Below are 25,731 nucleotides of genomic sequence, written 5' to 3' on the forward strand. Positions count from 1 at the left end.
CTTCAGTTGACCAGCAGTGCGATGCCGAACAGCGCGACGGCTGCCCCGGCCACTCGCGGCAGCCAGGCGGCGCGCGTGCGCAGCAACAGCCCGATGCCGATGCCGGCGCCATGCAGCAGCGCGGTGGCGGCCACCATGCCGATCAGCGCGAAGGCCGCGGTCGGCCCGGCCAGTTCGGCACCGTGCGCCAGGCCGTGGAACAGCGCGAAGCCTGCCGCGAGCAGCGCCCCGGCCGCGGCCGGCAGGCGCGCGTTGGTCGCGAGCAACAAGCCCAGCACCAGCAGCGACGCGGCGATCATCGGCTCCACCGCCGGCAGCGTGGCGCCCGCGAGGCCCAGCAGCGCGCCGGCCAGCAGCGTGCCGGCGAAGGCCAGCGGCGCGATCCACGCGCGCCGCGCCGTCATCGCGCTCCAGATGCCCAGCGCGACCATCGCGGCCAGGTGGTCCAGCCCGGTGAACGGATGGGCGAAGCCGGCGGCGAGTGCGCCAGCGGCGTCATGGTGCTGGCCGGCATCGCCGCCGGTGTGCGCCATCGCGAGGGCCGGCAGCGCCAGCAGCAGGCCGGTGGCAAGCCGGCGGGAACGCATCGTCTGAGTCATGGGGCTCTCGTTCATGCAATGGGTTGGTGCACGGTCACCAACTTGGTGCCGTCGGGGAAGGTCGCCTCGACCTGGATCTCGGGGATCAGCTCGGCCACGCCGTCCATCACGTCGGCGCGGGTCAGCACCGTCTTGCCTTCGCTCATCAGCGCCGCGACCGTCTTGCCGTCGCGCGCGCCCTCCATGATGGCCGCGCTGATCAGCGCGACCGACTCGGGGTAGTTGAGCTTCAGTCCCCGCGCCTTGCGGCGCTCGGCCAGCAGCGAGGCCGTGAAGATCAGCAGCTTGTCTTTCTCACGCGGCGTCAGTTCCATGGTGGTGCGGGAAGCAGAAGGTGTGCCACATCTTAGGGCGCCTGGTCACCGCAATGGCACGGGGCTTGCGCTCAAACCCCGCATGAAGCCTGCCAACCCCCTCGACGGTGCCGTGCCGGTCGGCCCGGCCATCGTGCCGCCGGCCGGGGCGGCGCAGGACGAGCGCGCGGTGCAACGGGTGGTGAAGGTCCGGCGCGACTACAACAGCTGGGTCGCGCGCGAGACGATGGAGGACTACGCGCTGCGCTTCACGCCGCACAGCTTTCGCAAATGGTCCGAGCTGCGCGTGGCCAACACCGCGTTCGGCGCCGCCTCGTTCCTGGTGCTGGAGGCGGTGGGCGCGACGCTGCTGGTGCAGTACGGCTTCCTGAACGCGTTCTGGGCGATCCTCGCCACCGGGCTGATCATCTTCCTGGCCGGCCTGCCGATCAGCATCTACGCGGCGCGGCACGGGCTCGACATGGACCTGCTGACGCGCGGTGCCGGCTTCGGCTACATCGGCTCGACCATCACCTCGCTGATCTACGCGAGCTTCACCTTCATCTTCTTCGCGCTCGAGGCGGCCATCATGGCCTACGCGCTCGAACTGGCGTTCGACGTGCCGCCGGCCTGGGGCTACCTGATCTGCGCGCTGGTGGTGATCCCGCTGGTCACGCACGGCGTCACCGCGATCAGCCGGCTGCAGGTCTGGACGCAGCCGCTGTGGCTGGTGCTGCTGGTCGTGCCCTACGTCTACGTGCTGCGCCAGAACCCGGGCGTGCTCGACGGCCTGGTGCACTACGCCGGCGCCGAGGGCCGCGGCGCGGAGTTCAACCTCGGCCTGTTCGGCGCCGCGATGACGGTGGGCATCGCGCTGATCACGCAGATGGGCGAGCAGGTCGACTACCTGCGCTTCATGCCCGAGCGCACCGCCGCCAACCGCAAGCGCTGGTGGCTGGGCGTGCTGATCGGCGGGCCGGGCTGGGTGGTGCCGGGCGTGCTCAAGATGCTGGGCGGCGCGCTGCTCGCGTACCTGGCGATCAGCCATTCGGTGCCGGTCGACCGCGCGGTCGATCCCAACCAGATGTACCTCGCGGCCTACGAGTACGTGTTCCCGCACCCGGCGTGGGCGGTCGCGGCGACGGCGCTGCTGGTCGTGGTCTCGCAGCTGAAGATCAACGTGACCAACGCGTATGCCGGCTCGCTCGCGTGGTCCAACTTCTTCGCGCGGCTCACGCACAGCCACCCGGGGCGCGTCGTGTGGGTGGTGTTCAACACGATGATCGCGCTGATGCTGATGGAACTCGACGTGTTCCGCGCGCTCGGCGAGGTGCTGGGGCTGTTCTCGAACATCGCGATCTCGTGGATCATGGCCGTGGTGGCCGACCTGGTGGTCAACAAGCCGCTCGGGCTCTCGCCGCCGGGCATCGAGTTCAAGCGCGCGCACTTGTACGACGTGAACCCGGTGGGCGTCGGCGCGATGGGCGCGGCCTCGGTGCTGTCGATCGCGGCGTACCTGGGCGTGTTCGGGCCGATGGCGCAGGCGTTCTCGGCGCTGATCGCGCTGGCCACCGCGTTCATCGCATCGCCCGCCATCGCGTGGGCCACCAAGGGCCGCTTCTACATCGCCCGGCGCAGTCCGCCGGGCCTGTTCACCCGCCTGCAGCAGTGCGTGATCTGCGAGCGCGAGTACGAGGCCGACGACCTGGCCCACTGCCCCGCCTACCTCGGCGCGATCTGCTCGCTGTGCTGCTCGCTCGACGCGCGCTGCGACGACCTGTGCAAGCCCGAGGCCAAGCTGTCGGCGCAATGGTCGGCGGCGCTGCGCGCGCTGCTGCCGCGCCGGGCCTGGCCGTACATCGACACCGGCCTCGGCCACTACGTGCTGTTGATGGCGGTGGTGGTGCCGCTGTTGGCCGGGCTGTTCGGGCTGCTGTACCACCAGGAGCTGCGGCTGCTCGGCGAGCCCGGCGCGGCACTCGCACCGGCGCTGCGGCTGGGCTTCATCAAGGCCTTCGCGGCGCTGCTGCTGGTGAGCGGCATCGTGGCCTGGTGGCTGGTGCTGACGCACAAGAGCCGCCAGGTGGCGCAGGAGGAATCGAACCGCCAGACGCAGGCGGTGCACGAGCAGACGCAGGCGCTGCGCCGCGAAATCGATTCGCACCGCCGCACCGACCTGCAGCTGCAGCAGGCCAAGCGCAGCGCCGAGCTCGCGAACCAGGCCAAGAGCCGCTACATCACGACGGTGAGCCACGAGCTGCGCACGCCGCTGAACAGCATCCTCGGCTACGCGCAATTGCTCGATGAGGACGCGTCGATCCCGCCGCACCGCCAGCAGGCGATCAGCGTGATCCGGCGCGGCGGCGAGCACCTGCTGTCGCTGATCGAGGGCACGCTGGACATCGCCCGCATCGAAGGCGGCAAGCTGCGGCTCGAATCGCAGCCGATGCACCTGCGCGACGGCGTGCAGCAGATCGTGCGCATGTTCGAGCTGCAGGCCGCCGGCAAGGGCATCGCGTTCAGCCACGAGCTGTCGCAGGCCTTGCCCGAGGTGGTGCGCAGCGACGAGAAGCGGCTGCGCCAGATCCTGATCAACGTGCTGGGCAATGCCGTCAAGTTCACGCAGGTCGGGCAGGTGGTGTTCCGCGCCACTTACGCGCGCGAGATGGCCACCTTCGAGATCGAGGACACCGGCCCCGGCATCGCGCCCGAAGAGATCGAGCATGTGTTCGAGCCGTTCGCGCGCGGCAGCGACGCCGGTGCGATGGCCAGCGGCGGCACCGGCCTGGGCCTGACGATCAGCAAGATGCTGGTCGACCTGATGGGCGGCGAGATGACGGTGCACAGCACCCCGCAGGTGGGCACGCTGTTCCGCATCCGGTTGTTCCTGCCGGCCGCGCGCGACGCGGTGGCGGTGCCGGCGCCGCGCATCGCGCGCACCGGCTACCAGGGCCCGCGGCGCCGCGTGCTGGTGGTCGACAACGAGGAGGTCGACCGCGCGTTGCTGGTGAGCGTGCTGGAGCCGCTGGGCTTCGAGATCCACCAGGCCGCCTCCGGCGACGAGTGCCTGCGCCTGCTGCGCAGCGTCACGCCCGACGCCATCCTGATGGACCTCGCGATGCACGGCATCGACGGCTGGGCCACCATCCGCGCGATCCGCGCCCAGGGCCTGAGCCCTGCGCCGGTGGCCATCGTCTCGGGAAATGCCTTCGACAAGGAGCTGGACAACGACGTCGGCATCGCGCCGACCGATTTCGTGCTGAAGCCGGTGCGCGTGCACGAGCTGCTCGACTGGCTGGGCGCGCGGCTCGGCCTGCAGTGGGTGGAGGCCACGCCGATGTCGGCCGGCCACGCGGCAGCGCCCGCATCGACGGCATCGGCTTCATCGGCCGATTGGGTGCTGCCCGATGCCGATGCGCTGCGCGCGCTCGATGAGCTGGTCCGCCTGGGCTACTTCCGCGGCATCGTCCAGAAGCTCGACCGGATCGAGGCCGAGCAGCCTGCCTGTGCCGGATTCGCAGGCCATGTGCGCGAGCTGGTGCGCAAGTTCCAGTTGGAGGCGGTGAGCCGCATCCTCGAGAAGGCCTTGCATGGGTCGGTTGCTGCAGGCACCCGGCCCTGATCGCGGATCAGATCTCACGGTGCGGCCGATCACAGGCCGTCGCGATGACAGTGTTTGACAATTCGGGCGTAATTCCTCCATAGATGTTGCGCAGAGTTGCCTCTTGTTTCGCCGAGTAGCGAATTGAGGCAGGTCATGCGCAGAACCCCGGGTCGTCAGAACACAGGCTTCACGCTCATCGAGGTGATGATCGTCGTCGCGATCATCGCGATACTCGCCGGCGTGGCGCTGCCGTCGTATGTCGACTACCTCCGGCGCGGTCGCATTCCCGATGCCACCGCGACCTTGTCCACGCTGCAGGTCAAGATGGAACAGTGGTTCCAGGACAACCGCAGCTACTACACCAGCGCGAGCGTCAAGACCTGCGGCGTCACCGCGAGCGCGTCGAGCTATTTCAGCTTCAGCTGCACCGCTTCGTCCGACACCGCCTACACCTGGACGGCCACCGGCACCGGGGCCATGGCGGGCTTCAGCTACACCGTCAACCAGGACGGCAAGCAGACCTCGGTGGTCAGCGGCGTGTCCGGTTGGTCGTCGCCGACGGGCAGTTGCTGGGTCACGAAGAAGGGCGGGGTGTGCTGATGGTTGCCCGGCATCGCGCTGCCGTCCGGGGCATGACCCTGGTCGAGCTGATGGTGGGCCTGGCGGTGTTCGCGCTGCTGATGCTGCTGTGCGTGCCGTCATTCGGCGACTGGCTGCGCAATGCACGCGTACGCAGCACCGCCGAGTCGCTGCAGAACGGGCTGCAGTCGGCTCGCGCCGAAGCCGTGCGGCGCAACGCGGTGGTGCGCTTCCAACTGGTCGACACGCTGGCCGACAGCTGCCAGATCACGGCGAGCGGCCCGCACTGGGCGATCAACCTCGGTGCCGCGCAGACCCCGGCCGGCGCCTGTGCGTCGGCGCTCGGCACCGGCGCCGCACCCAACCTGCTGCGCGTGAGCCCGGTGGTGGCCGGCGACGCGGCGGCCACGCTCTCGGCCACGCGCTCGGTGGTCGCCTTCGACGGGCTCGGCCGGCAGACCTCGACAAGCTCCCCCGCGTCCGGTGCGGCCCTGCTCAGCATCGCGGTCGGCGCGAGCGGCCAGAGCTGCGCACCGGCCGGCCCGACGCGCTGCCTGAAGGTGGTCGTCAGCCCGGCCGGCGAGGTGCGCATGTGCGATCCGGCGCGCAGCGCCGGCAACACCGCGGCCGACGCGATGAGCTGCCCGAGCAACGCATGAACCACTGCATGAATCTCCCTCGTCCACCGTCGCACCGCGGCGCCCACGGCTTCTCGCTGATCGAGGTGCTGTGCGCGCTGCTGATCTTCGCCATCGGTGTGCTGGGCCTGGTGAAGCTGCAGGCGGTATCGGTGCAGCAGGCGTCCGGCGCCCGCTACCGCGCCATCGCGGCGGCGCAGGCCGCGTCGCTGGTCGGCCGGCTGTGGATCACCGACCGCGCCGCCGCCACGCTGCAGGCGCAGTTCGGCAGTGAGACCGGCGGTGTCGGCTACACCAGCTGGCGTGCGTCGGTCGAGGCCTCGGGTCTGCCGAACGTCGCGGGCAAGGCGCCCACCGTGAGCTTCACCACCGTGCCCGCCGGCAGCGCGGCGACCGCCAGCAGCCTGGCCACCGTCACCATCTTCTGGAAAGCCCCCGGCGACAGCGGCTACCACAGCCATGTCGTGCTGGCGCAGGTGAAATAGATGAGCCGACACACGCCTTCCAATGCCCGGCGCCATGCAGGCGCACGCGGCTTCAGCCTCGTCGAGCTGATGGTCGCGCTGTTGATCGGCATGGTGGGCGTGGTGCTGGTGATGCGCCTGTTCGCGTCGGCCGAAAGCGACAAGCGCACCACGACCGGCGGCAACGATGCCCAGGTGGCGGGTGGCCTCGCGCTGTACGAGCTGCAGCGCGAGATCGCCCAGTCCGGCCACGGCATCGCCAACTTCTCGATCCTCGGCTGCGGCCTGTCGTACACCACCAGCAGGGACACCGCGGCAGTCACGCTCGATGCGCTCGCGCCGGCGGTGGTCAACCCGCGAACCGCGCTGGTGCCCGCCGGCGACATCGGCACCGACACGCTGCTGCTCGTCACCGGCGCCTCGGCGGGGCCGTCCGAAGGCGATGCCACCATCGCGGCGTCGATCGCCGGGCGCTACGACGTCAGCACCGCCGGCATGTTCGGCGTCGGCAACCGCGTGGTGGCGGCCGCTTCGACCCGGCCGAGCCCGTGTGCGCTGACGCTGGATGCCGTCAGCGCGATCAGCGGATCGGCGCTGACGGTCTCGCCCGGCAGCGCCGGCCTGCCGATCGGCAGCAGCGTGTTCGACCTGGGGGCGTCGCCCCGCGTGCGGGCCTATGCGGTGCGCCAGGGCAGCCTGACCCTGTGCGATTACCTGGCCTGGGACTGCGGCAAGGCCAGCTACACCGGCAACCCGGATGTGTGGGTGCCGCTGGCCGGCAACATCGTCGGCCTGCGCGCGCAGTACGGTCGCGACACCTCGGGCGTGGCGGCCTCGGCGATGAGTGGGGTCGTCGACACCTGGGACCAGACCACACCGGGCGGCACCTCGGACACCAGCAGCCTGCCGCTGGTGTGCCGCTGGGCCCGCGTGGTCGCGCTGCGGCTGGCGGTGGTGGCGCGCAGCCCCGCTTACGACAAGAACACCGTCACGTCGGCGGCCCCGGCGTGGGACGGCTCGACGGCCAACACCAGCCTGTCGGCCGCGTTCACCACCGTCACGCCGATCGCGCTGCCGATCGACCTGAGCGCCAACACCGACTGGACGCACTACCGCCACCGGGTGCTGCAGGCCACTGTGCCGCTGCGCAACCTGATCTGGCAGGGCTCGCAGCTGACGTACCAAGGAGGGTCCGGCGGATGCTGAGCCTGCAATGCAATCCGAAAGACCGGCAGCAGGGCGTGATCCTGGTGCTGGTGCTGATCGTGCTGGTGGCGCTGACGCTGGCCGCGGTGGCGCTGAGCCGATCCACTGCAACGGCCAACGGCATCGCCGGCAACCTCGGCTTCAAGCAATCGGCCACCAGCTCGGGCGACCAGGGCCTGGAGGCCGCGGTGGCCTGGCTCGAGAACAACACCGGCCAGGCAAGTTCTTCCAGCGCCAGCACCTGCGCGAGCGGCAGCACGGTGCTGGCCTGTGACCAGGCCGCGCGTGGCTACCTGGCGACGCGGCAGGACCCGGGCACCGCACAGGACTGGCCGGACCTGTGGGCCGCGCTGGTCAGTGCCGGCGCGCAGCCGGGCCAGCCCAACGGCGGTGCGACGGACGCGGCGGGCAACACCGTGGCGTACCTGGTCCAGCGCATGTGCAGCGCCGCCGGCGACCCGGCCAACGGCACCTGCTCGGCGCTGCCCGATGCCGTCGGCTGCGGCAGCGGCATGGGCCTGGGCAGCAATGGCGGCGGCGGCAATCTGAATTGCAAGAGCCAGGTGTATTACCGCATCACGGTGCAGGTGAGCGGGCCGCGCAACACGACGGCCTGGGTGCAGGCCATGGTGGCCTTGTGACGCGGGAGCACGGCATGAACCAAGGAATGACGATGGACGCACGCCCATGGATCGCGGTGTTGGCCTGTTGCTGCGCGTGCTTGCCGATGCCGGCGATCGCGGATGCGACCGATCTGGCGACATCGCCGGTAGCGACGACTTCGCTGGTGAAGCCGAATCTGATGTTCATTCTGGACAATTCCAGCAGCATGGAAGACACGACCATGCCGGATTGGGCCGATTCAAGCCTGTCGCAACTTCGAAGAAACAGCCGCTTCAACAGCGTGTTCTACGATCCCGGCGTCCGCTATGTCGTGCCGCCGAAAGGCGATGGAAGCTACTACCTGTCGATGAACGCCGCGAACACGGCAACGTGGACCAACGTTCCATTGGACGCATATCAACAACTGACGACGGGGACCGCGAATCTGAAGACCAGTCCCCCGGTCTACTACACGTTCACGGTGGGCGAATACTGCAACTCGCCGGCCTTGATTTCTTGCAAGAGTCAATCTGCGGCCACCACGGCTTATCCATATCCTGCTTACGTTCGGTGGTGTTCGGATTCGAATTTGACGAACTGTCAGGTTGTCTACGCTGCCGGCAGTCTCGGCGATGGCAAGACGTATACAAGTTCTCGAACCCCAGGCGCCACGTCATCGGTGCCCGGCAGCAACAATGCCACGACGGTGCAGAGCAGTACGACAAGCTACACCAAGGCGGGCGCACGGCTCGATTGCGCCGGTGCGACATGCACCTACGAGGAGGAGATGACCAACTATGCGAATTGGCATGCCTATTACCGGACCCGCATCCAGATGGCCAAGACGGCCATCTTGCTGACGTTCGCCGACCTGGATGACAGCGTGCGTGTGGGCTACATGACGATCAACGATGTCACCGGCCGCACAGACTTCCTGAATGTGGATGACTTCGATTCGGCCACGAAACAGACCTTGTACGCGACGATCGCTGCCGCCAAAACGGCAACATCGACGCCGCTGAGAACGGCGCTGTCCACAACCGGACAGTATTTCGCCGGCAAGCTCACCACCGTGTGGAATGAGACGGCGAAAGATCCAATGCAGTACGCCTGTCAACGCAATTACGCGATCCTGCAGACAGACGGATATTGGAATGATTCGACAACACCGAAGCGGGTCGATGGCAGCACGGCTGTGGGCGATCAGGACGGCAGCCTGCCGAGCCCGTACGGGGACGCGAACAAGGTGATCAATACATTGGCTGATGTGGCACAGTACTACTACGCCACCGACCTGCGTTCGGATGCCTTGGGCAATGCGAAGAACCCCCAGGGCATTGACGTCGCCAGCAACGCCTATGCCAATCAGCGTCAGAACCTGGTGACCTACACCATCGGCCTGGGCGCGTCAGGCTACATGCAATTCCAGTCGAATTACGCGTCGGCCGGCAGCGGCGACTATTACGACATCGTCAACGGGACGCCGGCCAGTGCAGCCTTGCAGGCCACCGGCATCTGTCGCTGGCAGTCGAGCGGCCTCTGCACCTGGCCCAAACCCGCCAAGGACACTGCAACCGCGATCGACGACCTCTGGCATGCCGCGATCAACGGCCGCGGCGGCTACTACAGCGCCACCAACGTCGGTGAACTGAAGGACGGCCTGAGCACCGCATTGCAAAGCATCGTGTCATCGGGCTCCAGCGCGGCGGCGCCGACCTCGGGCAATGTCAACCTGTCCGCGGCGAGTTCCAACTACGTCTTCAGCACCGGCTTCTGCTCGTCGAAGTGGTTCGGCGAGCTGGCGCGCTACACCGTCAACGCCACGACCGGCGCGCGCGCCGCGACGCCCGACTGGTCGCAGTCCGGGGCCGGCAACGATTGCATCGAATCCTCCGGCACCGGCCTGAAGACCACACCGCTGCTCGACAAGCTCTCCGCCGGCGCCCGCAAGCTCTACACCTGGAAAGCTGCCGGCGGCAGCGGCACGCGCATCCCGTTCGAGTGGTCATCGCTCAGCAGCACGCAACAGGGCTACTTCAAGGTGGCGGCCATCGGCGGCCTGTCGCAGATGTGCAGTGTGGGCAGTGCCTGCCTCGCGAGCACCGCGCAGGTGGACAGCGCCAGTGCCGGCGCCGTCGGCGCAGGCGGAGCCAACCTCGTGGCCTACCTGCGCGGCGAGCGCGGCAACGAAGGCATCGGCAACACCGCGTACTACTTCCTGCGCACCCACGTGCTGGGCGACACCGTCGATGCGCAGCCGGTGTACGTCGGTCCGCCGAGCCAGTCGTATGCCGACACCGGCTACGCGGCCTACAAGAGCAGCCAGGCGAGCCGGCAGGCGATGGTCTACCTCGGCGCCAACGACGGCATGCTGCATGCCTTCCGGGCCGACACCGGCGCCGAATCGTGGGCCTACATCCCGTCGCTGCTGTTGCCCCGGCTGTATCAGCTGGCCGACAAGAAATACGCGACCCGGCACCGCTTCTTCGTCAACGGCGCGACCACCGCGGCCGACATCCACGACGGCTCGGCCTGGCGCACCATCCTCGTCGGCGGGCTGGGCGCCGGCGGCCGCGGCTTCTACGCGCTGGACGTCAGCGATCCGGCCTCGCCGCAGGTGCTGTGGGAGTTCACGCACGACACCGGCCTGGACGCCGCCTACGTGCGCGATGCCGACCTCGGGTATTCGTACGGCGCGCCGATCGTGACCAAGCTGTCCGACGGCACCTGGGTGGTGTTGCTGAGCTCCGGCTACAACAACATCTCGCCCGGCAGCGGCCGCGGGGTGATGTGGGTGCTGAACGCGAAGACCGGCGCCGTCATCCAGAAGCTGGACACCGGCATCGGCTCGACGACCGGCGGCAGCGTGCCGGCCGGCTGCACGGCCGCACCATGCCCGAGCGGCCTGGCGCGGCTGAGCGCCTGGAGCGTCAGCGCCGGCAACAATGTCGCGACCTATGTGTACGGCGGCGACCTGCTCGGCAACCTGTGGCGCTTCGACCTGCGCACGCTCACCAAGTCGGGCGGCAGCGCCGGCGTGCAGCTGATGGCCACGCTGGCCGATGCCGCCGGCGCGCGCCAGCCCGTCACGACCCGGCCCGAACTGGGGCTGGTCGGCGGCACGCGCGTGGTCTATGTGGGCACCGGCTCGTACCTGGGCCTGACCGATGTGTCGTCGACGCAGACGCAGACGCTCTATGCGTTGAAGGACACGCTGACCACCGCCGCCGGCAGCAGTGGCCTGTACGGCAGCCCGCGCGCGAGCGCCTGCACGACCAGCAAGGTCACGCAATGCTTCATGCCGCGCACGCTGACCGACAGCGGCGGCGCGCGGAGTGTCAGCAGCCCGCTCGGCCATGCGCTCAGCTTCGACAGCATGGATGGCTGGTACGAGGACCTGCCGAATGCCGGCGAGCGCATCGACACCAACCCGACGCTGCAGCTGGGCACGCTGGTCTATGTGTCAGACCTGCCGACCAAGGACGCGGGCTGCAAGACCGGCGGCAGCAGCTACCTGAACTACATCGACTACGCCACCGGGCTCAAGGTCAGCACCGGCACTGAGGCCGGCGTGCTGCTCAACAGCGAGGCGGTGTCCAGCACGGCCAGTCTGGCGATCACGACCACCGGCCAGGTGGTGGCTTCGATCAACAGCTCGGACGGCAGTTCGTCGGTGAAGAACGTGCCCACGGCGGGGCCGGACAAGGGGACGCGCCGGCTGACCTGGCGGGAGCTGTCGATCGGGCAGTGAAATTCCGGCCGGCCCGTGGGGCCGGCGTCGGCTACGCTTGGCGCTCCTGCACCGCGCGGTGCGCATCCTTCCCGCCATGCCGGCCATGACCGAGAGACTTCCAGACCGCAGCCTGAGCGATGTCGTGCTCATCGTCGACGATGTGCCCGACAACCTCTCGCTGCTGCATGACGCGCTCGACGAGGCGGGCTACACCGTGCTGGTGGCGGTCAACGGCGAGAGCGCGCTGCAGCGTGCGATCCAGGCCGATCCCGACATCGTGCTGCTCGATGCGGTGATGCCCGGCATGGACGGCTTCGAGGTGGCGCGCCGGCTGAAGGCGCAGCCCGGCACTTCGCACATTCCGATCATCTTCATGACCGGCCTGACCGAGACCGAGCACGTGGTGGCCGCCTTCCAGGCCGGCGGCATCGACTACGTCACCAAGCCGATCCGCCCGCAGGAGGTGCTGGCGCGCATGGTGGTGCACATGCAGAGTGCGCGGCAGGCGAGGCAGGCCCGCAATGCGCTCGATGCCTTCGGCCACGCGACGATGGCGATCCACGTGACCGAACGGATCGAGAACAGCCGCGCGGTGTGGCAGACGGCGCTTGCACGCGAGCTGATGCAGCGCTACTTCGAGGCGCCGCCGGCGCACGTGCCGGCCGAGCTGGCGGTGTGGCTGCAGGCGCAGTCGCAACTGGCGGCCGACGGCCGCGAGCCGACGTCGCTGTCGGTGGTGCGTGGCGAGCGGCAGCTGGTGTTCTCGCTGCAACAGCGCACCAGTGATGACGACTGGCTGATCGTGATGCGCGAGGTGTCGGACGCGGCGGCGGTGGATGCGGTGCTGCAGGCCTTCAAGCTGACGCTGCGCGAGGCCGAGGTGCTGTACTGGGTCGCGAAGGGCAAGACCAACCGCGACATCGGCGACATCCTCGGCAGCAGCCCGGCGACGGTGAAGAAGCACCTGGAGCATGTGTTCGAGAAGCTCGGCGTGGAGACGCGCAATGCGGCGGCATCGCTGGCGATCCAGAAGGTGCGGGCGCTGGCGCCCTGGCACGGCGGGTGATTTTTCTGCGTTGCTTCTGCGGCGGCGCGGCGGGTGAGGGGATGGGCTGGCGGCTCATGCCGGGGCGGTCGGCCCGGGGGCCGACTCCACTGCGAAGATCGGCTTTGGGGATGCATCGGCAAACTCCCTCCACTCACTTCGTTCGTTGTGGTCAAACAGTGCCGATGAGTCAGTCCACGAAGCGCGCTGGCGCGCGCCATCCCCAAAGCCGATCTTCTCCGTCGCCCCAGAAATCGCCCCCAGCCCATCCCCTCACCCGCCGCGCAGAACCAGCCGCTCTTGTTGAGGGGAAAAGACTGAAGTGACCGACGAGCGTGCGGGCGTTGGCGTGCTCGTCGGTCACTTCAGTCTTTTCCCCCCAAACACAGCGCGGCGGTTCCGCAAAGGCGCGGGTGGGCAGGGTGTGGAGCGCCAATCAGGGCGGGGCAGTCATTGCCCCGCCAGGGGCGATGACCGCACCGTCCGGCGCGCCACACCCTGCCCACCCGCGCCTTTGCACGCGCAAAAGCGCCCTACGCCATCTGTCGTATTCCTCGATCCGGCCCCGCTCCGTAACCTGCGTCCGTCCGTCCCCCGCCACGGAGGGACGCGAGACACAACCCACAGGAGCGTTCGTCCATGAAGTCATCCCGCCGCAATTTCGCCGCGTCGCTGAGCGCCGTGTCGCTCGGCGTCGCCGCCCTCGGCCTGCCGCTGTTCGCGCAGGCCGCCGACACCATCAAGGTCGGCATCCTGCACTCGCTGTCGGGCACGATGGCGATCTCGGAGACCGTGCTGAAGGACACGGCCCTGATGACGATCGCGGAGATCAACGCCAAGGGCGGCGTGCTCGGCAAGCAGCTCGAACCGGTGGTCGTCGACCCGGCCTCCAACTGGCCGCTGTTCGCCGAGAAGGCCAAGCAGCTGATCAGCCAGGACAAGGTCGCCGTGATGTTCGGCTGCTGGACCAGCGTGTCGCGCAAGTCGGTGCTGCCGGTCGTCGAGGAACTCAACGGCCTGCTGTTCTACCCGGTGCAGTACGAAGGTGAAGAGCTCAGCAAGAATGTCTTCTACACCGGCGCGGCGCCCAACCAGCAAGCGATTCCGGCGGTCGAGTACCTGATGAGCAAGGCCGGCGGCGGCGCCAAGCGCTTCGTGCTGCTCGGCACCGACTACGTCTACCCGCGCACCACCAACAAGATCCTGCGCGCCTTCCTGAAGAGCAAGGGCGTGAAGGACAGCGACATCGACGAGAAGTACACCCCGTTCGGCCACAGCGACTACCAGACCATCGTCGCCGACGTCAAGAAGTTCTCGGCCGGCGGCAAGACCGCCGTCATCTCCACGATCAACGGCGATTCGAACGTGCCGTTCTACAAGGAACTGGGCAACCAGGGCCTGAAGGCGACCGACGTGCCGGTGGTGGCCTTCTCGGTCGGCGAAGAAGAGCTGCGCGGCGTCGACACCAAGCCGCTGGTGGGCCACCTCGCGGCATGGAACTACTTCATGTCGATCAAGAACCCGACCAACGACGCCTTCAAGAAGCAGTGGGCCGAGTACGCGAAGGCGAAGAACCTGCCGGGCGCCGACAAGCCGCTGACCAACGACCCGATGGAAGCCACCTACATCGGCATCCACATGTGGGCGCAGGCGGTCAAGAAGGCCGGCAGTACCGACACCGACAAGGTCATCGCCGCAATGGCCGGCCAGACCTTCCCGGCCCCGGGCGGCTTCGTCTCGACGATGGACGCGAAGAACCACCACCTGCACAAGCCGGTGTTCATCGGCGAAGTGAAGGCCGACGGCCAGTTCAACGTGGTGTGGAAGACCCCGGCCCCGGTGAAGGCCAAGCCGTGGAGCCCGTACATCGAAGGCAACGACAAGAAGAAGGACGAGCCGGAAAAGAAGTCGTGATCGGCTGACCGGTTGATCTGAAAAACGGGCCACCCATCGAACGGGTGGCCCTTGTCGAATTGAGCAGGACGGATTTCTTTCGATGCTTCCCATGCACGCACAACGCTGGCTGATCGCCTTGCTGCTCGGCCTGTCGGTCGCGGCGGCCCACGCGCTGACGCCACCGCAGGCGCTGGCGCTCGCGAAGGGCGAGAACGAGGAGCGCATCGCCGCGCTGCAGGCCTCGCTCGCGCGCGGCGACGACGGGCTCGCCGCCTTCGTGCAGGCGATGCTCGACGACGCGGTGAAGCTCTCGGGCGACCATGTCTTCGTGGTGCGCGGCGACAAGGCGAACGATGCCTCGACCGGTGCCGACGCGAAGCTGCCCGACGGCGCCGAAGACGTGATCAACAGCAACCAGATGCGCCGCGAGCTCGAAGGCGCGCTGGCTGCGCTGAAGCTTTTCTCCACCGACCTCGGCGAGCGCCGCGCCGCGATCAAGGCGCTGAAGGAAGAGGCCGACGAAGGCCGCCTGCCGCTGATCGAGAAGGCGCTCGCCGCCGAGGCCGATGCATCGCTGAAGGAGCAACTGACGCAGGTGCGTGCCGCGATCCTGGTGTCGTCGACCGACACCGGCAAGCGCATGGAAGCCGCCCGCGCGCTCGCCGGCAGCCTGACGCCGGCCACCAAGACCCTGATCCTGGACCGCCTGAAGCCCGCGGCCGAAGGCGGCGAGACCGAGACCGACATCCGCAGCCAGCTCGGCATCGCGCTCACCGCGATCGATGCGCGCCTGGCCTGGGGCGAGCGCCTCGGCGTGCTGTTCACCGGCGTCAGCCTGGGCAGCATCCTGCTGCTCGTTGCACTGGGCCTGGCCATCACCTACGGGCTGATGGGCGTGATCAACATGGCGCACGGCGAGCTGATGATGATCGGCGCCTACGCGACCTACGTGGTTCAGAACTTCTTCAAGTCGCACCTGCCGGGCCTGTTCGACGCTTACGTGATCGTCGCGATCCCCGCGTCGTTCCTGGCCGCCGCGCTGGTCGGTGCGGTGCTCGAGCGCAGCGTGATCCGCTGGCTGTACGGTCGCCCGCTCGAGACGCTGCTCGCCACCTGGGGCATCAGCCTGGTGCTGATGCAGGGCGTGCGCTCGATCTTCGGCGCGCAGAACGTGCAGGTCGAGAACCCGTCGTGGCTGTCGGGCGGCGTCGAGGTGCTGAGCAACCTGACGCTGCCGTTCAACCGCATCGCGATCCTCGCGTTCGCGGTGCTGGTGCTGGCCGGCGTCGCGCTGCTGATCGCGCGCACGCGGCTCGGCCTGTTCGTGCGCGGCGTCACGCAGAACCGCCGCATGGCCGCCTGCATGGGCGTCAACACCGCGCGCGTCGACACCTATGCGTTCGCGCTCGGCTCCGGCATCGCCGGGCTGGCCGGCTGCGCGCTGTCGCAGGTCGGCAATGTCGGGCCCGACCTCGGGCAGGGCTACATCGTCGACTCGTTCATGGTGGTGGTGCTCGGCGGCGTCGGCCAGCTGGCCGGCACCGTCTACGCGGCGCTCGGCCTGGGCGTGCTGAACAAGCTGCTCGAAGGCTGGCAGGGCGCCGTGCTCGCGAAGATCATGGTGCTGGTCTTCATCGTCATCTTCATCCAGAAGCGGCCGCAAGGCATCTTCGCGATGAAAGGCCGGAGTGCCGAAGCATGAGCGCCGTTCTTCCGACACCGTCGCGCCCCGTCGGGCCGTCGACCTCGCTGCTGTCGATCAAGGCCTGGAGCGGCATCTTCATCGCGCTGGTCGCGGTGCTCGTCGTCGCCCCGGTGCTGAACCTCGCGGTGCCGGCCGGCAACGCGCTGCACCTGAGCGACTACGCGATCAGCCTGATCGGAAAGATCATGTGCTACGCGATCTGCGCGCTGGCGATGGACCTGATCTGGGGCTACACCGGCATCCTGTCGCTCGGCCACGGCGTGTTCTTCGCGCTCGGCGGCTACGCGATGGGCATGTACCTGATGCGCCAGATCGGGCGCGATGGCAACTACCAGTCCGACCTGCCGGACTTCATGGTCTTCCTCGACTGGAAGACGCTGCCGTGGCACTGGGCGGCGAGCGACAGTTTCGCCGCCACGCTGCTGCTGATCGTGGGGGTGCCGGGGCTGCTCGCGTTCGTGTTCGGCTTCTTCGCGTTCCGCTCGCGCATCAAGGGCGTGTACTTCTCGATCATCACGCAGGCGATGACGTATGCGGCGATGCTGCTGTTCTTTCGCAACGAGACCGGCTTCGGCGGCAACAACGGCTTCACCGACTTCAAGCGCATCCTCGGCCACCCGATCGCGACGCCGACGATGCGGATGACGCTGTTCGTGCTGAGCGGCCTCGCGCTGATCGGCTTCTTCGTGCTGGCCCGCTGGCTGGTGGGCAGCAAGTTCGGCCGCGTGCTGCAGGCGATCCGCGATGCCGAGAGCCGCGTGATGTTCACCGGCTACGACCCGCTGCGCTACAAGCTCAGCATCTGGGTGATCTCGGCGGTGATGTGCGGCATCGCCGGCGCCTTGTACGTGCCGCAGGTCGGCATCATCAACCCGGGCGAGATGTCGCCGGCCGCGAGCATCGAGATCGCGATCTGGGCGGCGGTCGGCGGGCGCGGCACGCTGGTCGGGCCGATCGTCGGCGCGTTCTTCGTCAATGGCGCGAAAAGTTGGTTCACGCAAGCGTTCCCGGAGTTCTGGCTGTACTTCCTCGGCGCGCTGTTCATCGCGGTGACGCTGTTCCTGCCGCAAGGCATCGTCGGGCTCGCGCGCAAGTTCGGGCGCGGCGAGAAGAAAGAGGTAAAGGCATGACGCCCGAGCTGATGGAAGCCGGCGCCCGCGTGCGCGCGGCCCTGGCGAACAAGGAGCAAGGCGGCACCGGCACCTCGGGCGGCCGCGCGGCGAGCTACGGCCGCGTGGTGCAGGACGGCGTGCTCGACACCACGCATGGCGCCATCCTGTACCTGGACGACATCACCGTCAGCTTCGACGGCTTCAAGGCGCTGAACGCGCTGTCGCTGAACATCAGCGCGGGCGAGCTGCGCTGCATCATCGGGCCGAACGGCGCCGGCAAGACGACGATGATGGACGTCATCACCGGCAAGACGCGGCCCGATGCGGGCAAGGCCTTCTTCGGCTCGACCATCGACCTGCTGCGGCTGCGCGAGAACGAGATCGCGTCGATCGGCATCGGCCGCAAGTTCCAGAAGCCGACGGTGTTCGAGCAGCTGACGGTGTTCGAGAACCTCGAGCTCGCGCTGAAGGCCGACCGCGGCGTGCGCTCGTCGATGTTCTTCCGCCTGAACGGCGAGCAGCTCGACCGCATCGGCGCGATGCTGGCGCTGATCCACCTGAAGGACGGCGCGCAGCGCGTCGCCGGTCTGCTGTCGCACGGGCAGAAGCAGTGGCTCGAGATCGGCATGCTGCTGATGCAGGACCCGAAGCTGCTGCTGCTCGACGAGCCGGTGGCCGGCATGACCGATGAAGAGACCGAGCGCACCGCCGAGCTGTTCCTGTCGCTCGAGGGCAACCACTCGCTGGTGGTGGTCGAGCACGACATGAAGTTCATCGGCGAGCTGACGCAGAACGGGCGCAACGGCAAGAAGGTGACGGTGCTGCACGAGGGCAGCGTGCTGGCGGAAGGCCCGCTGTCCGACGTGCAGGCCAACGACAAGGTGGTCGAGGTTTATCTTGGGCGCTGAACCATGCTGAAGGTCGAAGGGATCAACCAGTACTACGGCGGGTCGCACATCCTGCGCAACCTCGGCTTCGAGGCGAAGCTGGGCGAGGTGACCGTGGTGCTCGGGCGCAACGGCGTCGGCAAGACGACGCTGCTGAAGAGCCTGATGGGCGTGGTGCCGGTGAAGACCGGCGGCATCCGGCTCGACGGCCAGGACATCACCCACGACACGCCGTACGAGCGCGTGCGCAAGGGCGTGGGCTACGTGCCGCAAGGCCGCGAGATCTTCGGCCGGCTGACGGTCGACGAGAACCTGCGCATGGGCCTGGCGTACAAGAGCGGCGGCACGCCGGTGCCGGCCGAGCTGTTCGAGCTGTTCCCGGTGCTCAAGCAGATGATCAACCGCCGCGGTGGCGACCTGTCGGGCGGCCAGCAGCAGCAGCTCGCGATCGCGCGTGCGCTGGCGGCCGGGCCGAAGCTGCTGATCCTCGACGAGCCGACCGAGGGCATCCAGCCGAGCATCATCAAGGACATCGGCCGCGTGATCCGCATGCTGGCCGACCGCAAGACGATGGCGATCGTGCTGGTGGAGCAGTACTACGATTTCGCGGCCGAGCTCGCCGACCAGTACCTGGTGATGGAGCGCGGCGAGATCATCCAGCGCGGCCGCGGCCCGAACATGGAAGCCGAGGGCGTGCGGGACCGGATGTCGATCTGAATGCTTCCGTCAGCCTTCACGGCTGTGCCAGGGCTCTGATCCGGGCGAGCCATCCGGCGAAAGAGGCGCACTCCTCTTCCATCTTCGTCAATCCGATCTTCCGGGCCGCAGTGGGCCCGTGCAAGCTCTTTCGATAGCTCGGGCTTTTCAATGCACGCTCCAGGCGAGCTGCCGGCTTGGTATCGGGGTGATCGTTGATGTGCTCGGGTGAAGCTACGGCCGCACGTGCCGCGGTCAGCACGGCTTCGGCCTGCTGCCAGGCCGGTTCAACGGTGACCAGGGTTGCAACGTCACTGAACAGCAGGGCTTCGAATTCGTGGGGCTGGATATGGGGGATGAAGCGGTCTGGTGCGCATCCGGCCTCGTCCACCACATCCGCATGAAGGGCCTCGGTCAAGATCCTCAGACGCTGCGACAGTTCGGGCGTTTCCTGCGCAGCTGACATTCCCGGGAAGTCGACATCGAGGTGGTACAGGTCGAACAGCGTGGTGACGACCGGGGCGCTGTTTTGGCGCAGCGTGTTGCGCAGATGGCGCTTGACACGGGCGTAGCGCAATGCGCCGCCCTTGTGGCCGGGCGATGTCTCGATCATTTCCGGGACCAGGTTCAAGCCCAGATCGTAAAAGGCCGGCGCCAGCACTTGCAGAATGAACTCTTCCTCGGTCTGCCCTTCGCAGACCACGCAGACGCGCTTCATGAACCGGGCCTCCCGCCCAGGATGTTGCGCTTCCAAAGCTCACCCAGGCTGTAGTCGTCCGCGAGCCAGTCGCTCAGTGCAGCCTTGTCGAGACGCTTGAAGACCGAGGCATCCTCTTCACGTTGCACCACCACCACGTCCTCGGGTTGGAAGGCGTTGAGCAGCTCGACGGATTGGGTCGACACGATCACCTGTTTGCTCTCGGCGGCCTCTTGCAGCATGTCGGCCAGCAAGTTGATCGCGAAGGGGTGCAGCCCCAGTTCCGGCTCATCGATCAGCAGGGTGTCGGGCAACAGGCTCTTGGGCTGCAGCAGCAGGGTGGTGAGGCAGATGAAACGCAGCGTTCCGTCCGACAGCACATGAGCCTTCCAGGGCGTGTCGGGCCGTCCCCGCTCTGTCCATTCCAGTTCGATGAACTCGCCTGCGTCGTCGCGAAACAGGAAGTCGCCGAAGAACGGCGCCACGCGGCGAATGGTCTCTACGATGCGGTCGTAGCTGCTCTCGAAGATCGGGGTGGTCTTCAGCTTGCGCAAATACGCCGCCAGGTTGGCTGCGTCCGGCTTCAGCCGCAGGTTGTCGTTCACGGCATGGATGCGTTTGACCGCTGCGGTGTCGCCGGTGTCGTGGAAGTGGTATTGCCGCCAGATCTGCAGCTTGTCCAGCACATAGCGGCTGACGGTGGCACTCGGACTGTCCTTGTCGCTGCGGATGCGGGCCGTGTCGTGACCGGCACCCAGCGAATAGACCTTCGGCGAAGCGTAGCCAGCGCCACGCACGGTCGGCTCTTCACGCGCGAAGATCAGCCGGTTGTCCTGCGTTGCCGCCAGTGTGATGCGATAGCCGTTTTCGTAGACACCGGTGACCCCTTCGGTGCCCGAGAACCGGATGTCGATGCTCATCTGGGGTGTCACCTTGCTGCCGTAGTGAAGCAAGGTTTCCGGGCCGCCCCGTTTCTGCACATCAACCGCAAAGTTGTCGCCGACCACCGAAGCCAGGAACCTGAACAACCCGATGAAATTGCTCTTGCCCGCGCCGTTGGCCCCGATCAGCACGTTCAGTGGGCGCAGCTCGAAGTCGACGAGCGCCGCAATGGACTTGTAGCCCTTGACGGTGAGCTTCTGGATGTGGGTCATCCCGGAACTCTACCGACAATCGAGGTGGTTCTCAAAGTCGCAACGCCGTTGGCCTCAGCGGCGCGCCGCCTCCAGCGCCGCGAACGCGGTGATCAGCAACTGCACCGCCAGCACGTCGGCCGCGTATTGCACCGACACGTCGCTGCGCGGCCCGAGCAGGTTCCACAGCACCGGCACGCTGATCGCGAGCGTGTAGACCGACCAGACCAGGAACCAGGCGAGCGCCATCGCATTGCGCCCGCGCATCCACTGGCCGAGCCCCGGCAGCAGTGCCGAGGCGAGCACCGCCCACCAGTGCGGCGTGGCCGCGATGCGCCGCCGCGAGCGGCTGCCGCGGCGCGCGTGCCACACCAGCGTGATCGCGGCGACCACGCCGCCGATCGCCGCCGCGACGAGCGCCTGGTGCAGCCACTGCAGGCGCTGCTGCATCTGCCCGGTCTCCTGCAGCTCGCGCCGGCTGTCGGCATCGCCGAACGGCGGCAGCGGCTCGTGCGCGCCGCTCCAGCGCAGCACCGAGCGGCTCCGGCCGTCGACCACCAGCAGCTCGCGCCCCAGCCATCCGAGGTCGCGCGGCTCCATGCGCTCGGTCTGCGAGAACAGCAGCTCGCCGCCGCCGGGCAGGATGTCGGCCACCACGCCGACGATGCGGTCGTTGCCGAAACGGATCACGGTGGCCAGCGGCAGCGGTTCGTTGACGTCGGCCGCCTGCGGCGGATGTGGCCGCGCCAGGCCCAGGTAGCGGGTGCCGCGCGGCGCCGGCACGTCGACCGCCTGCTGCAGCGCGAGCGTGCGGCCGTCCAGCCGTTTCAGCTGCAAGCCGTTGGTGTCGGTGGTCCACAGCGCATCGCCGCTCCACCACAGGCCGTTCGTGAAGCGGTAGGTGCCCAGCACGGTGCGCGCGAGGAAGCGGCCGTCGCGGCCGAACAGCGCCACCGCATGGCCGCCGCCGGTCGATGCCGCGATGCGCCCGTCCTCGGCAAAGGCCAGGTGCACCGCGCGGCTGGCGTGCTCCACCAGCTCGGGCGGCCATTGCAGCGTGATGGTGCCGGTCGGCAGCAGCGTGGCCGGGTCGAGCAGGTGGATCGTCGGCTCGTTGTCGAGCCGGATCGCCAGCAAACCGGCGCCCGGGTGCCAATCGAGGCTGTAGGCGTGGCCGGGCAGGCCGATCTCGGCGAGCTTCGCCCGCTTGCCGCGGTGCCCGCCGGCGTCGAACGACCAGATTTCGTCATCGACGGCCAGCCAGGCTTGCGTGCCGTCGGGGCGCAGCGCCAGCGCCGACGGGCCGTGGAGTTCCAGCACGCGTTGGCTGACCTTGAAATCCAGCGCCAGCAGCACCAGCGCGAGCAACACGCACACGAGCGCAATGCGCGGCGTCTCCGCCCCACCGATGCGTGGGCGGCTGCGTGCCTTGGGGATATCGGTACTGCCGGATCCGTCAGCCCTGTCTCGGGCCGATCTGAGAAGAGTCGACATGGGGGGTCCTCGCCAGCGGGCAAGGGTATCGGAGTCGGCTGCCCGCCCGGCCCTCCGGGCCCTCCGCTGGAGCGGGCCATTCAACCGTTCAACCGGTCAGCCCCTCAATAACTGATGGTCAGCCAGTGGATCCGGCTCGCCTGGCAGGGCGCCGCCGCGCAGGAGCCGGCCAGTCCGGCGTCGATGCGGCCGGTGACGCGGTGCTGGTGCACCTGGCCGTCGTAGAGGCCGGAGTCGGCATCCAGCGTCAGCGTGTAGGGCAGGCCGAGCAGCGTGCCGCCGCCGCTGTCCAGTGCCAGCCCGTAACCGGTGTTGCAGTCGGCGCTGAAGCTGTTGGCGGCGATGGCAGGCGCGGACTGGAAGGCGACGTAGTCCAGCGTCACCGCGGTCGGCATCGACAGGCTGCAGGCCGGCGGCACGTCGAGCGCGACGCTGCCGGTCCCGCTGCTGCCGCCGGTGCTGCCGCCGGACCGCGCAGCGCTGCCGTCCACGTTGTAGGCCAGCGTGACGAGCAGCGTGTCGCGGTAGCTGCCCGCCGCGGGCCGGAACGCCCGCGCGGGCGCCACCAGGTAGAAGGGCAGCTGCGTGCTCGCCATCGGGCCGCCGGCGAAGACCACGCTGCCGCTGAGCGCGTACGGCGCGCTGCTGCCCCACGGGGTGCTGGCGCCGGCGTCCTGCCACAGGCCGTAGCCGATGCCGCGCCCGGCGTTGTCCTCGGCGGCCAGCGCGTGCGTCGAGCCGACGGTGGCGCTGAACGAGGCGCTCGCGAGCGGGCTGTCCGCCGCCTTCGTGCACTGCACGGTCAGCGTGCCGCCCAGCGTCAGGGCGCCCGCCGCCACGCTGCCCGACGGCGAGCTCAGCGTCAGCGTGCAACTGACCGCGCCCGCCGCGGTCGCCGGCACGGCGAGAAGTGCCAGGGTGCCGGCCAGGGCACCCGAGCGTTGCGCGAAGCTCATCGCGACACCCCGGCGCAGGTCAGCGGTCCGACGCGCGTGATGTCGTTGCCGTCGTCCGGCGGCAGCCGCACTGCCAGCGCGCACGACTGCCCGCGCCAGCGCAGCACCAGCGTGGCCGTCGGTGCGAGGCCGGTCACGAAGACCTCGCCGCGGCGCGCCATGTAGAACACCTGCGGGTCGCCGACGATGCCGACCTCGGCGCCCGGCGGCGCCGCTTCGCCGTCCTCCAGCCGCACGCGGATCAGGGCCGCGCGTCCGCTGCGCACCGGGAAGCGCAGCTTCACCACGCTGCGTGCCGGGGGCACGGCCGACATCTCCACCGAATCGAGTTCGGCGCCGATCGGCAGGTCCGACGGATCGAGCTGCACCGCGTTCGGCTGGTAGGGGAGCAACTGCGGCAGCAGCGCCCGGCCGTCGCTGCCGGTGCGGGCCGCGACCTGCCCGAGCAGGCTCACACCGACGCCGGGCTGGCCGGGCACCTCGACCAGCGCCATTGCGTTGCCGCTGCGCCGCGTGGCGAACAGCGTGCCGTCGACCGCCACCCAGGCGCCCTGCGCGCCCAGCCGCAGCGTCTGCAGCTCGCGCGTCTGGCCGAGGTCGAGCGCGAGGCTGCCGCGCGGACCGTCGCGGTACAGGCCGGCCTCGGCCTGCGCGGCGCTGCTGCGCTCGCCGGCCAGCAGGCGCCAGGCCCAGCCGGCGGGGTCGTCCGGCGAGGCGCTGAGGCCGACCAGCGTGTCGGAGTCGCCGTGCCGCGTGTGCGCCGCCGTCGCGCTGAGCACGCTGCGCGGTCCGAGCGGCACGAACAGCGTGGCCGTCAGCCGCGTGCCGGCGGTGCTGCCGGTGAGCCGCGTGACGGCCAGGCTCAGCGTGTTGCGGTCGCCCATGCGCAGGCTCTGCCCGGTGGTGGCCGCGAGGTAGCGGCTGCCGTCGCCGGCCACGCTCTGCGCGATGCTCAGCCCGAGGCTGCCCCAGCGCCCTGCGTTCAGCCGCTGGCTGAACGTCGTCTGGCGGCGCGTCGGCGGCGTCTGCGGGTCCTGGCCCAGCCCGCGCCAGGCGGCGGTGTTGCCTTCGGTGCGCAGCAGCCAGCCGCTCGCGATGCCGGCACGCTCGATGCTCAGCAGCCAACCCGCACCATGCCCAAGGGCACTGCGGCTGCCCGAGAGACCTGCCTGCACCAGCACCGGCCACGGCGTGTGGGCATGGCTGAGCGCGATGCTCGCCTCCTGTTGCGGCCCGGAGAGGCCGGCCCGCAGCTCGCCGGTCCAGTCGGGGCTCAGGCCCAGCCGGTACAACCCGGCGCCGAAGCGGGTGGCGTAGTGCGCGTCGGGCAGGCCGAGGTTGCGCCGGAGCTCGCCGGCCTCCAGGCTCCAGTCGCTCAGGCCGGCCGCCAGCAGCGCGTTGCTCGACAGGAAGCTCTGCTCGACGACCGTCTCGCGGCCCAGGATGTCGCGCACCACCATGCGGACCTGCCCGGTGCTGTCGGGCAGCGGCAGTTCGTTGACCGTGAACGGGCCGGCCGGCAGGTTGCCGGTCTGGCGCAGCACGTCGTTGATGTACAGCTCCAGCGTGCTGGGCGCGCTGGAGGTGCCGGCCAGCGACGGGATCGGCCGGCTGATGAAGGCGGGGTCGAGCGCGAAGTTGCGCGACAGCTGCACGCCGCCGAAGAACACCGGCCGGCCGATCGCGCCGGCATGCGTGACGAGGTCGCCCAGGCGCAGGCTGATGCGCGGCTCGGGGAAGTCGTGCGTGAAGCTCGTCTCCAGGCGCTGCCAGCGCGGCGCTGCATCGAAGCCGCGCACCGCGAGGTTGCGTCCGGCGTGGCTGGACGACAGCACGCCGGCGTTGCCCGACAGCGCGAGCTCGACCAGCGCGCCCAGGCCCTGCTGCGCCATCGCGCCGCGCGCCGCCAAGCGGGTCAGGCTCAGGTCGTAGTTCAGCGCGAGGGCCGGCTCGGCCGGCGACACCGTCGGCCGCTTCGGCGCCGCTTGCGTGAGGCGCGTTGCCGCGAAGGCCTGCGGCGCGAAGTCGAGGTCCACCGATTGCGCGGCCGGGTGGAAGCGCGCGGCGAATCCCGGCAGCGCCGACAGCGGGTACCAGGCCTGCCCGCGCACGCGCAGCGGCGGCAGCTCGGGCCGGTTCAGCCGCCATTCGTCGAACGCGATCGCCGGGGCGAACAGCACGCCGGCGCGCTCCATCAACAGCCACCCGCCGCTCGGCTGCTGGTTGACGCGCACCTCCAGCGGCATCAGCCGCTCGCCGGGCACGCGCTCCGCGCTTGCATCGACCGCCTGCGCCTGGGCGTGGAGCAACGGCAGCGCGCACGCCGTCATCGCGCCCGCCACCCAGGCGAGCCGGGCCGACCGGCGCAGCAGCGCGTGCCGGTCCATCGCG

The 25,731-nt window shown here is 69.0% G+C and carries 20 protein-coding genes; 13 read left to right on the plus strand and 7 right to left on the minus strand.

Going from position 1 to position 25,731, the window contains the following annotated elements; translation table 11 throughout:
• Window positions 1-2 precede the first annotated feature (2 nt).
• Window positions 3-599 (minus strand): HupE/UreJ family protein, encoded by a 597-nt coding sequence (locus BUE42_RS00950; RefSeq protein ID WP_143171234.1) that lies wholly within the window; start codon window positions 597-599, stop codon window positions 3-5.
• Between the two features lie 11 nt (window positions 600-610).
• Complete coding sequence (gene ureA / locus BUE42_RS00955; protein WP_056815720.1) at window positions 611-913, minus strand: urease subunit gamma; 303 nt, start codon at window positions 911-913, stop codon at window positions 611-613.
• A gap of 82 nt (window positions 914-995) precedes the next feature.
• On the opposite strand from ureA, the gene BUE42_RS00960 reads away from it, so the two are divergent.
• The 13 genes from BUE42_RS00960 (at window position 996) to urtE (ending at window position 19,081) form a co-directional block, all read left to right on the plus strand.
• Entirely contained in the window at window positions 996-4,514 is a 3,519-nt protein-coding gene (locus tag BUE42_RS00960; protein ID WP_073462223.1) for a hybrid sensor histidine kinase/response regulator, read from the plus strand.
• A gap of 135 nt (window positions 4,515-4,649) precedes the next feature.
• Window positions 4,650-5,096 (plus strand): type IV pilin protein, encoded by a 447-nt coding sequence (locus tag BUE42_RS00965; RefSeq protein ID WP_073462224.1) that lies wholly within the window; start codon window positions 4,650-4,652, stop codon window positions 5,094-5,096.
• Window positions 5,096-5,734: a GspH/FimT family pseudopilin gene (locus BUE42_RS00970; RefSeq protein WP_143171253.1), complete on the plus strand. Its 639-nt coding sequence runs from the start codon at window positions 5,096-5,098 to the stop codon at window positions 5,732-5,734. Before BUE42_RS00965 ends, BUE42_RS00970 begins: the two co-directional genes overlap by 1 nt.
• Window positions 5,735-5,742: 8 nt before the next feature.
• Complete coding sequence (locus BUE42_RS00975; RefSeq protein ID WP_159445350.1) at window positions 5,743-6,198, plus strand: type IV pilus modification PilV family protein; 456 nt, start codon at window positions 5,743-5,745, stop codon at window positions 6,196-6,198.
• Window positions 6,199-7,383 (plus strand): PilW family protein, encoded by a 1,185-nt coding sequence (locus tag BUE42_RS00980; protein WP_073462227.1) that lies wholly within the window; start codon window positions 6,199-6,201, stop codon window positions 7,381-7,383.
• Window positions 7,377-8,024 (plus strand): pilus assembly PilX family protein, encoded by a 648-nt coding sequence (locus BUE42_RS00985; RefSeq protein ID WP_073462228.1) that lies wholly within the window; start codon window positions 7,377-7,379, stop codon window positions 8,022-8,024. The genes BUE42_RS00980 and BUE42_RS00985 overlap by 7 nt, the downstream gene beginning before the upstream one ends.
• A gap of 749 nt (window positions 8,025-8,773) precedes the next feature.
• Window positions 8,774-11,737, plus strand: a complete 2,964-nt coding sequence (locus BUE42_RS00990; protein ID WP_159445351.1) for a pilus assembly protein — start codon at window positions 8,774-8,776, stop codon at window positions 11,735-11,737.
• A 76-nt stretch (window positions 11,738-11,813) separates the two neighbouring features.
• Window positions 11,814-12,785 carry a response regulator transcription factor gene (locus BUE42_RS00995; protein ID WP_073462394.1) on the plus strand — a complete coding sequence of 324 codons (972 nt, stop codon included), beginning with the start codon at window positions 11,814-11,816 and terminating at the stop codon, window positions 12,783-12,785.
• Between the two features lie 618 nt (window positions 12,786-13,403).
• On the plus strand, window positions 13,404-14,678 hold the full coding sequence (urtA, locus tag BUE42_RS01000) for an urea ABC transporter substrate-binding protein (RefSeq protein ID WP_056815695.1): 1,275 nt from the start codon (window positions 13,404-13,406) through the stop codon (window positions 14,676-14,678).
• A 91-nt stretch (window positions 14,679-14,769) separates the two neighbouring features.
• Window positions 14,770-16,362 (plus strand): urea ABC transporter permease subunit UrtB, encoded by a 1,593-nt coding sequence (urtB, locus tag BUE42_RS01005; protein ID WP_143171254.1) that lies wholly within the window; start codon window positions 14,770-14,772, stop codon window positions 16,360-16,362.
• Complete coding sequence (gene urtC / locus BUE42_RS01010) at window positions 16,359-17,495, plus strand: urea ABC transporter permease subunit UrtC (protein ID WP_073462231.1); 1,137 nt, start codon at window positions 16,359-16,361, stop codon at window positions 17,493-17,495. Before urtB ends, urtC begins: the two co-directional genes overlap by 4 nt.
• Window positions 17,492-18,385 carry an urea ABC transporter ATP-binding protein UrtD gene (urtD, locus tag BUE42_RS01015; RefSeq protein ID WP_073462232.1) on the plus strand — a complete coding sequence of 298 codons (894 nt, stop codon included), beginning with the start codon at window positions 17,492-17,494 and terminating at the stop codon, window positions 18,383-18,385. The genes urtC and urtD overlap by 4 nt, the downstream gene beginning before the upstream one ends.
• A 3-nt stretch (window positions 18,386-18,388) precedes the next feature.
• A complete protein-coding gene (urtE, locus tag BUE42_RS01020; RefSeq protein WP_073462233.1) occupies window positions 18,389-19,081 on the plus strand; it encodes an urea ABC transporter ATP-binding subunit UrtE in 693 nt (230 codons plus the stop codon).
• Between the two features lie 16 nt (window positions 19,082-19,097).
• Here urtE and BUE42_RS01025 read toward each other — a convergent pair whose 3' ends face one another.
• The 5 genes from BUE42_RS01025 to BUE42_RS01045 form a co-directional block, all read right to left on the minus strand.
• Window positions 19,098-19,778 carry a DUF4276 family protein gene (locus tag BUE42_RS01025; RefSeq protein ID WP_073462234.1) on the minus strand — a complete coding sequence of 227 codons (681 nt, stop codon included), beginning with the start codon at window positions 19,776-19,778 and terminating at the stop codon, window positions 19,098-19,100.
• Window positions 19,775-20,911 (minus strand): AAA family ATPase, encoded by a 1,137-nt coding sequence (locus tag BUE42_RS01030; RefSeq protein WP_073462235.1) that lies wholly within the window; start codon window positions 20,909-20,911, stop codon window positions 19,775-19,777. Before BUE42_RS01030 ends, BUE42_RS01025 begins: the two co-directional genes overlap by 4 nt.
• Before the next feature lie 54 nt (window positions 20,912-20,965).
• The gene (locus tag BUE42_RS01035) at window positions 20,966-22,267 is read right to left on the minus strand and encodes a WD40 repeat domain-containing protein (protein ID WP_143171236.1); all 1,302 of its coding nucleotides are present in this window, start codon (window positions 22,265-22,267) and stop codon (window positions 20,966-20,968) included.
• 221 nt (window positions 22,268-22,488) lie between these two features.
• On the minus strand, window positions 22,489-23,340 hold the full coding sequence (locus BUE42_RS01040; protein ID WP_073462237.1) for a spore coat protein U domain-containing protein: 852 nt from the start codon (window positions 23,338-23,340) through the stop codon (window positions 22,489-22,491).
• Window positions 23,337-25,727 (minus strand): fimbria/pilus outer membrane usher protein, encoded by a 2,391-nt coding sequence (locus BUE42_RS01045; RefSeq protein WP_073462238.1) that lies wholly within the window; start codon window positions 25,725-25,727, stop codon window positions 23,337-23,339. The genes BUE42_RS01040 and BUE42_RS01045 overlap by 4 nt, the downstream gene beginning before the upstream one ends.
• Window positions 25,728-25,731: the final 4 nt, after the last annotated feature.

The sequence above is a fragment of the Rhizobacter sp. OV335 genome (assembly GCF_900142965.1).
Taxonomy (GTDB): domain Bacteria; phylum Pseudomonadota; class Gammaproteobacteria; order Burkholderiales; family Burkholderiaceae_C; genus Rhizobacter.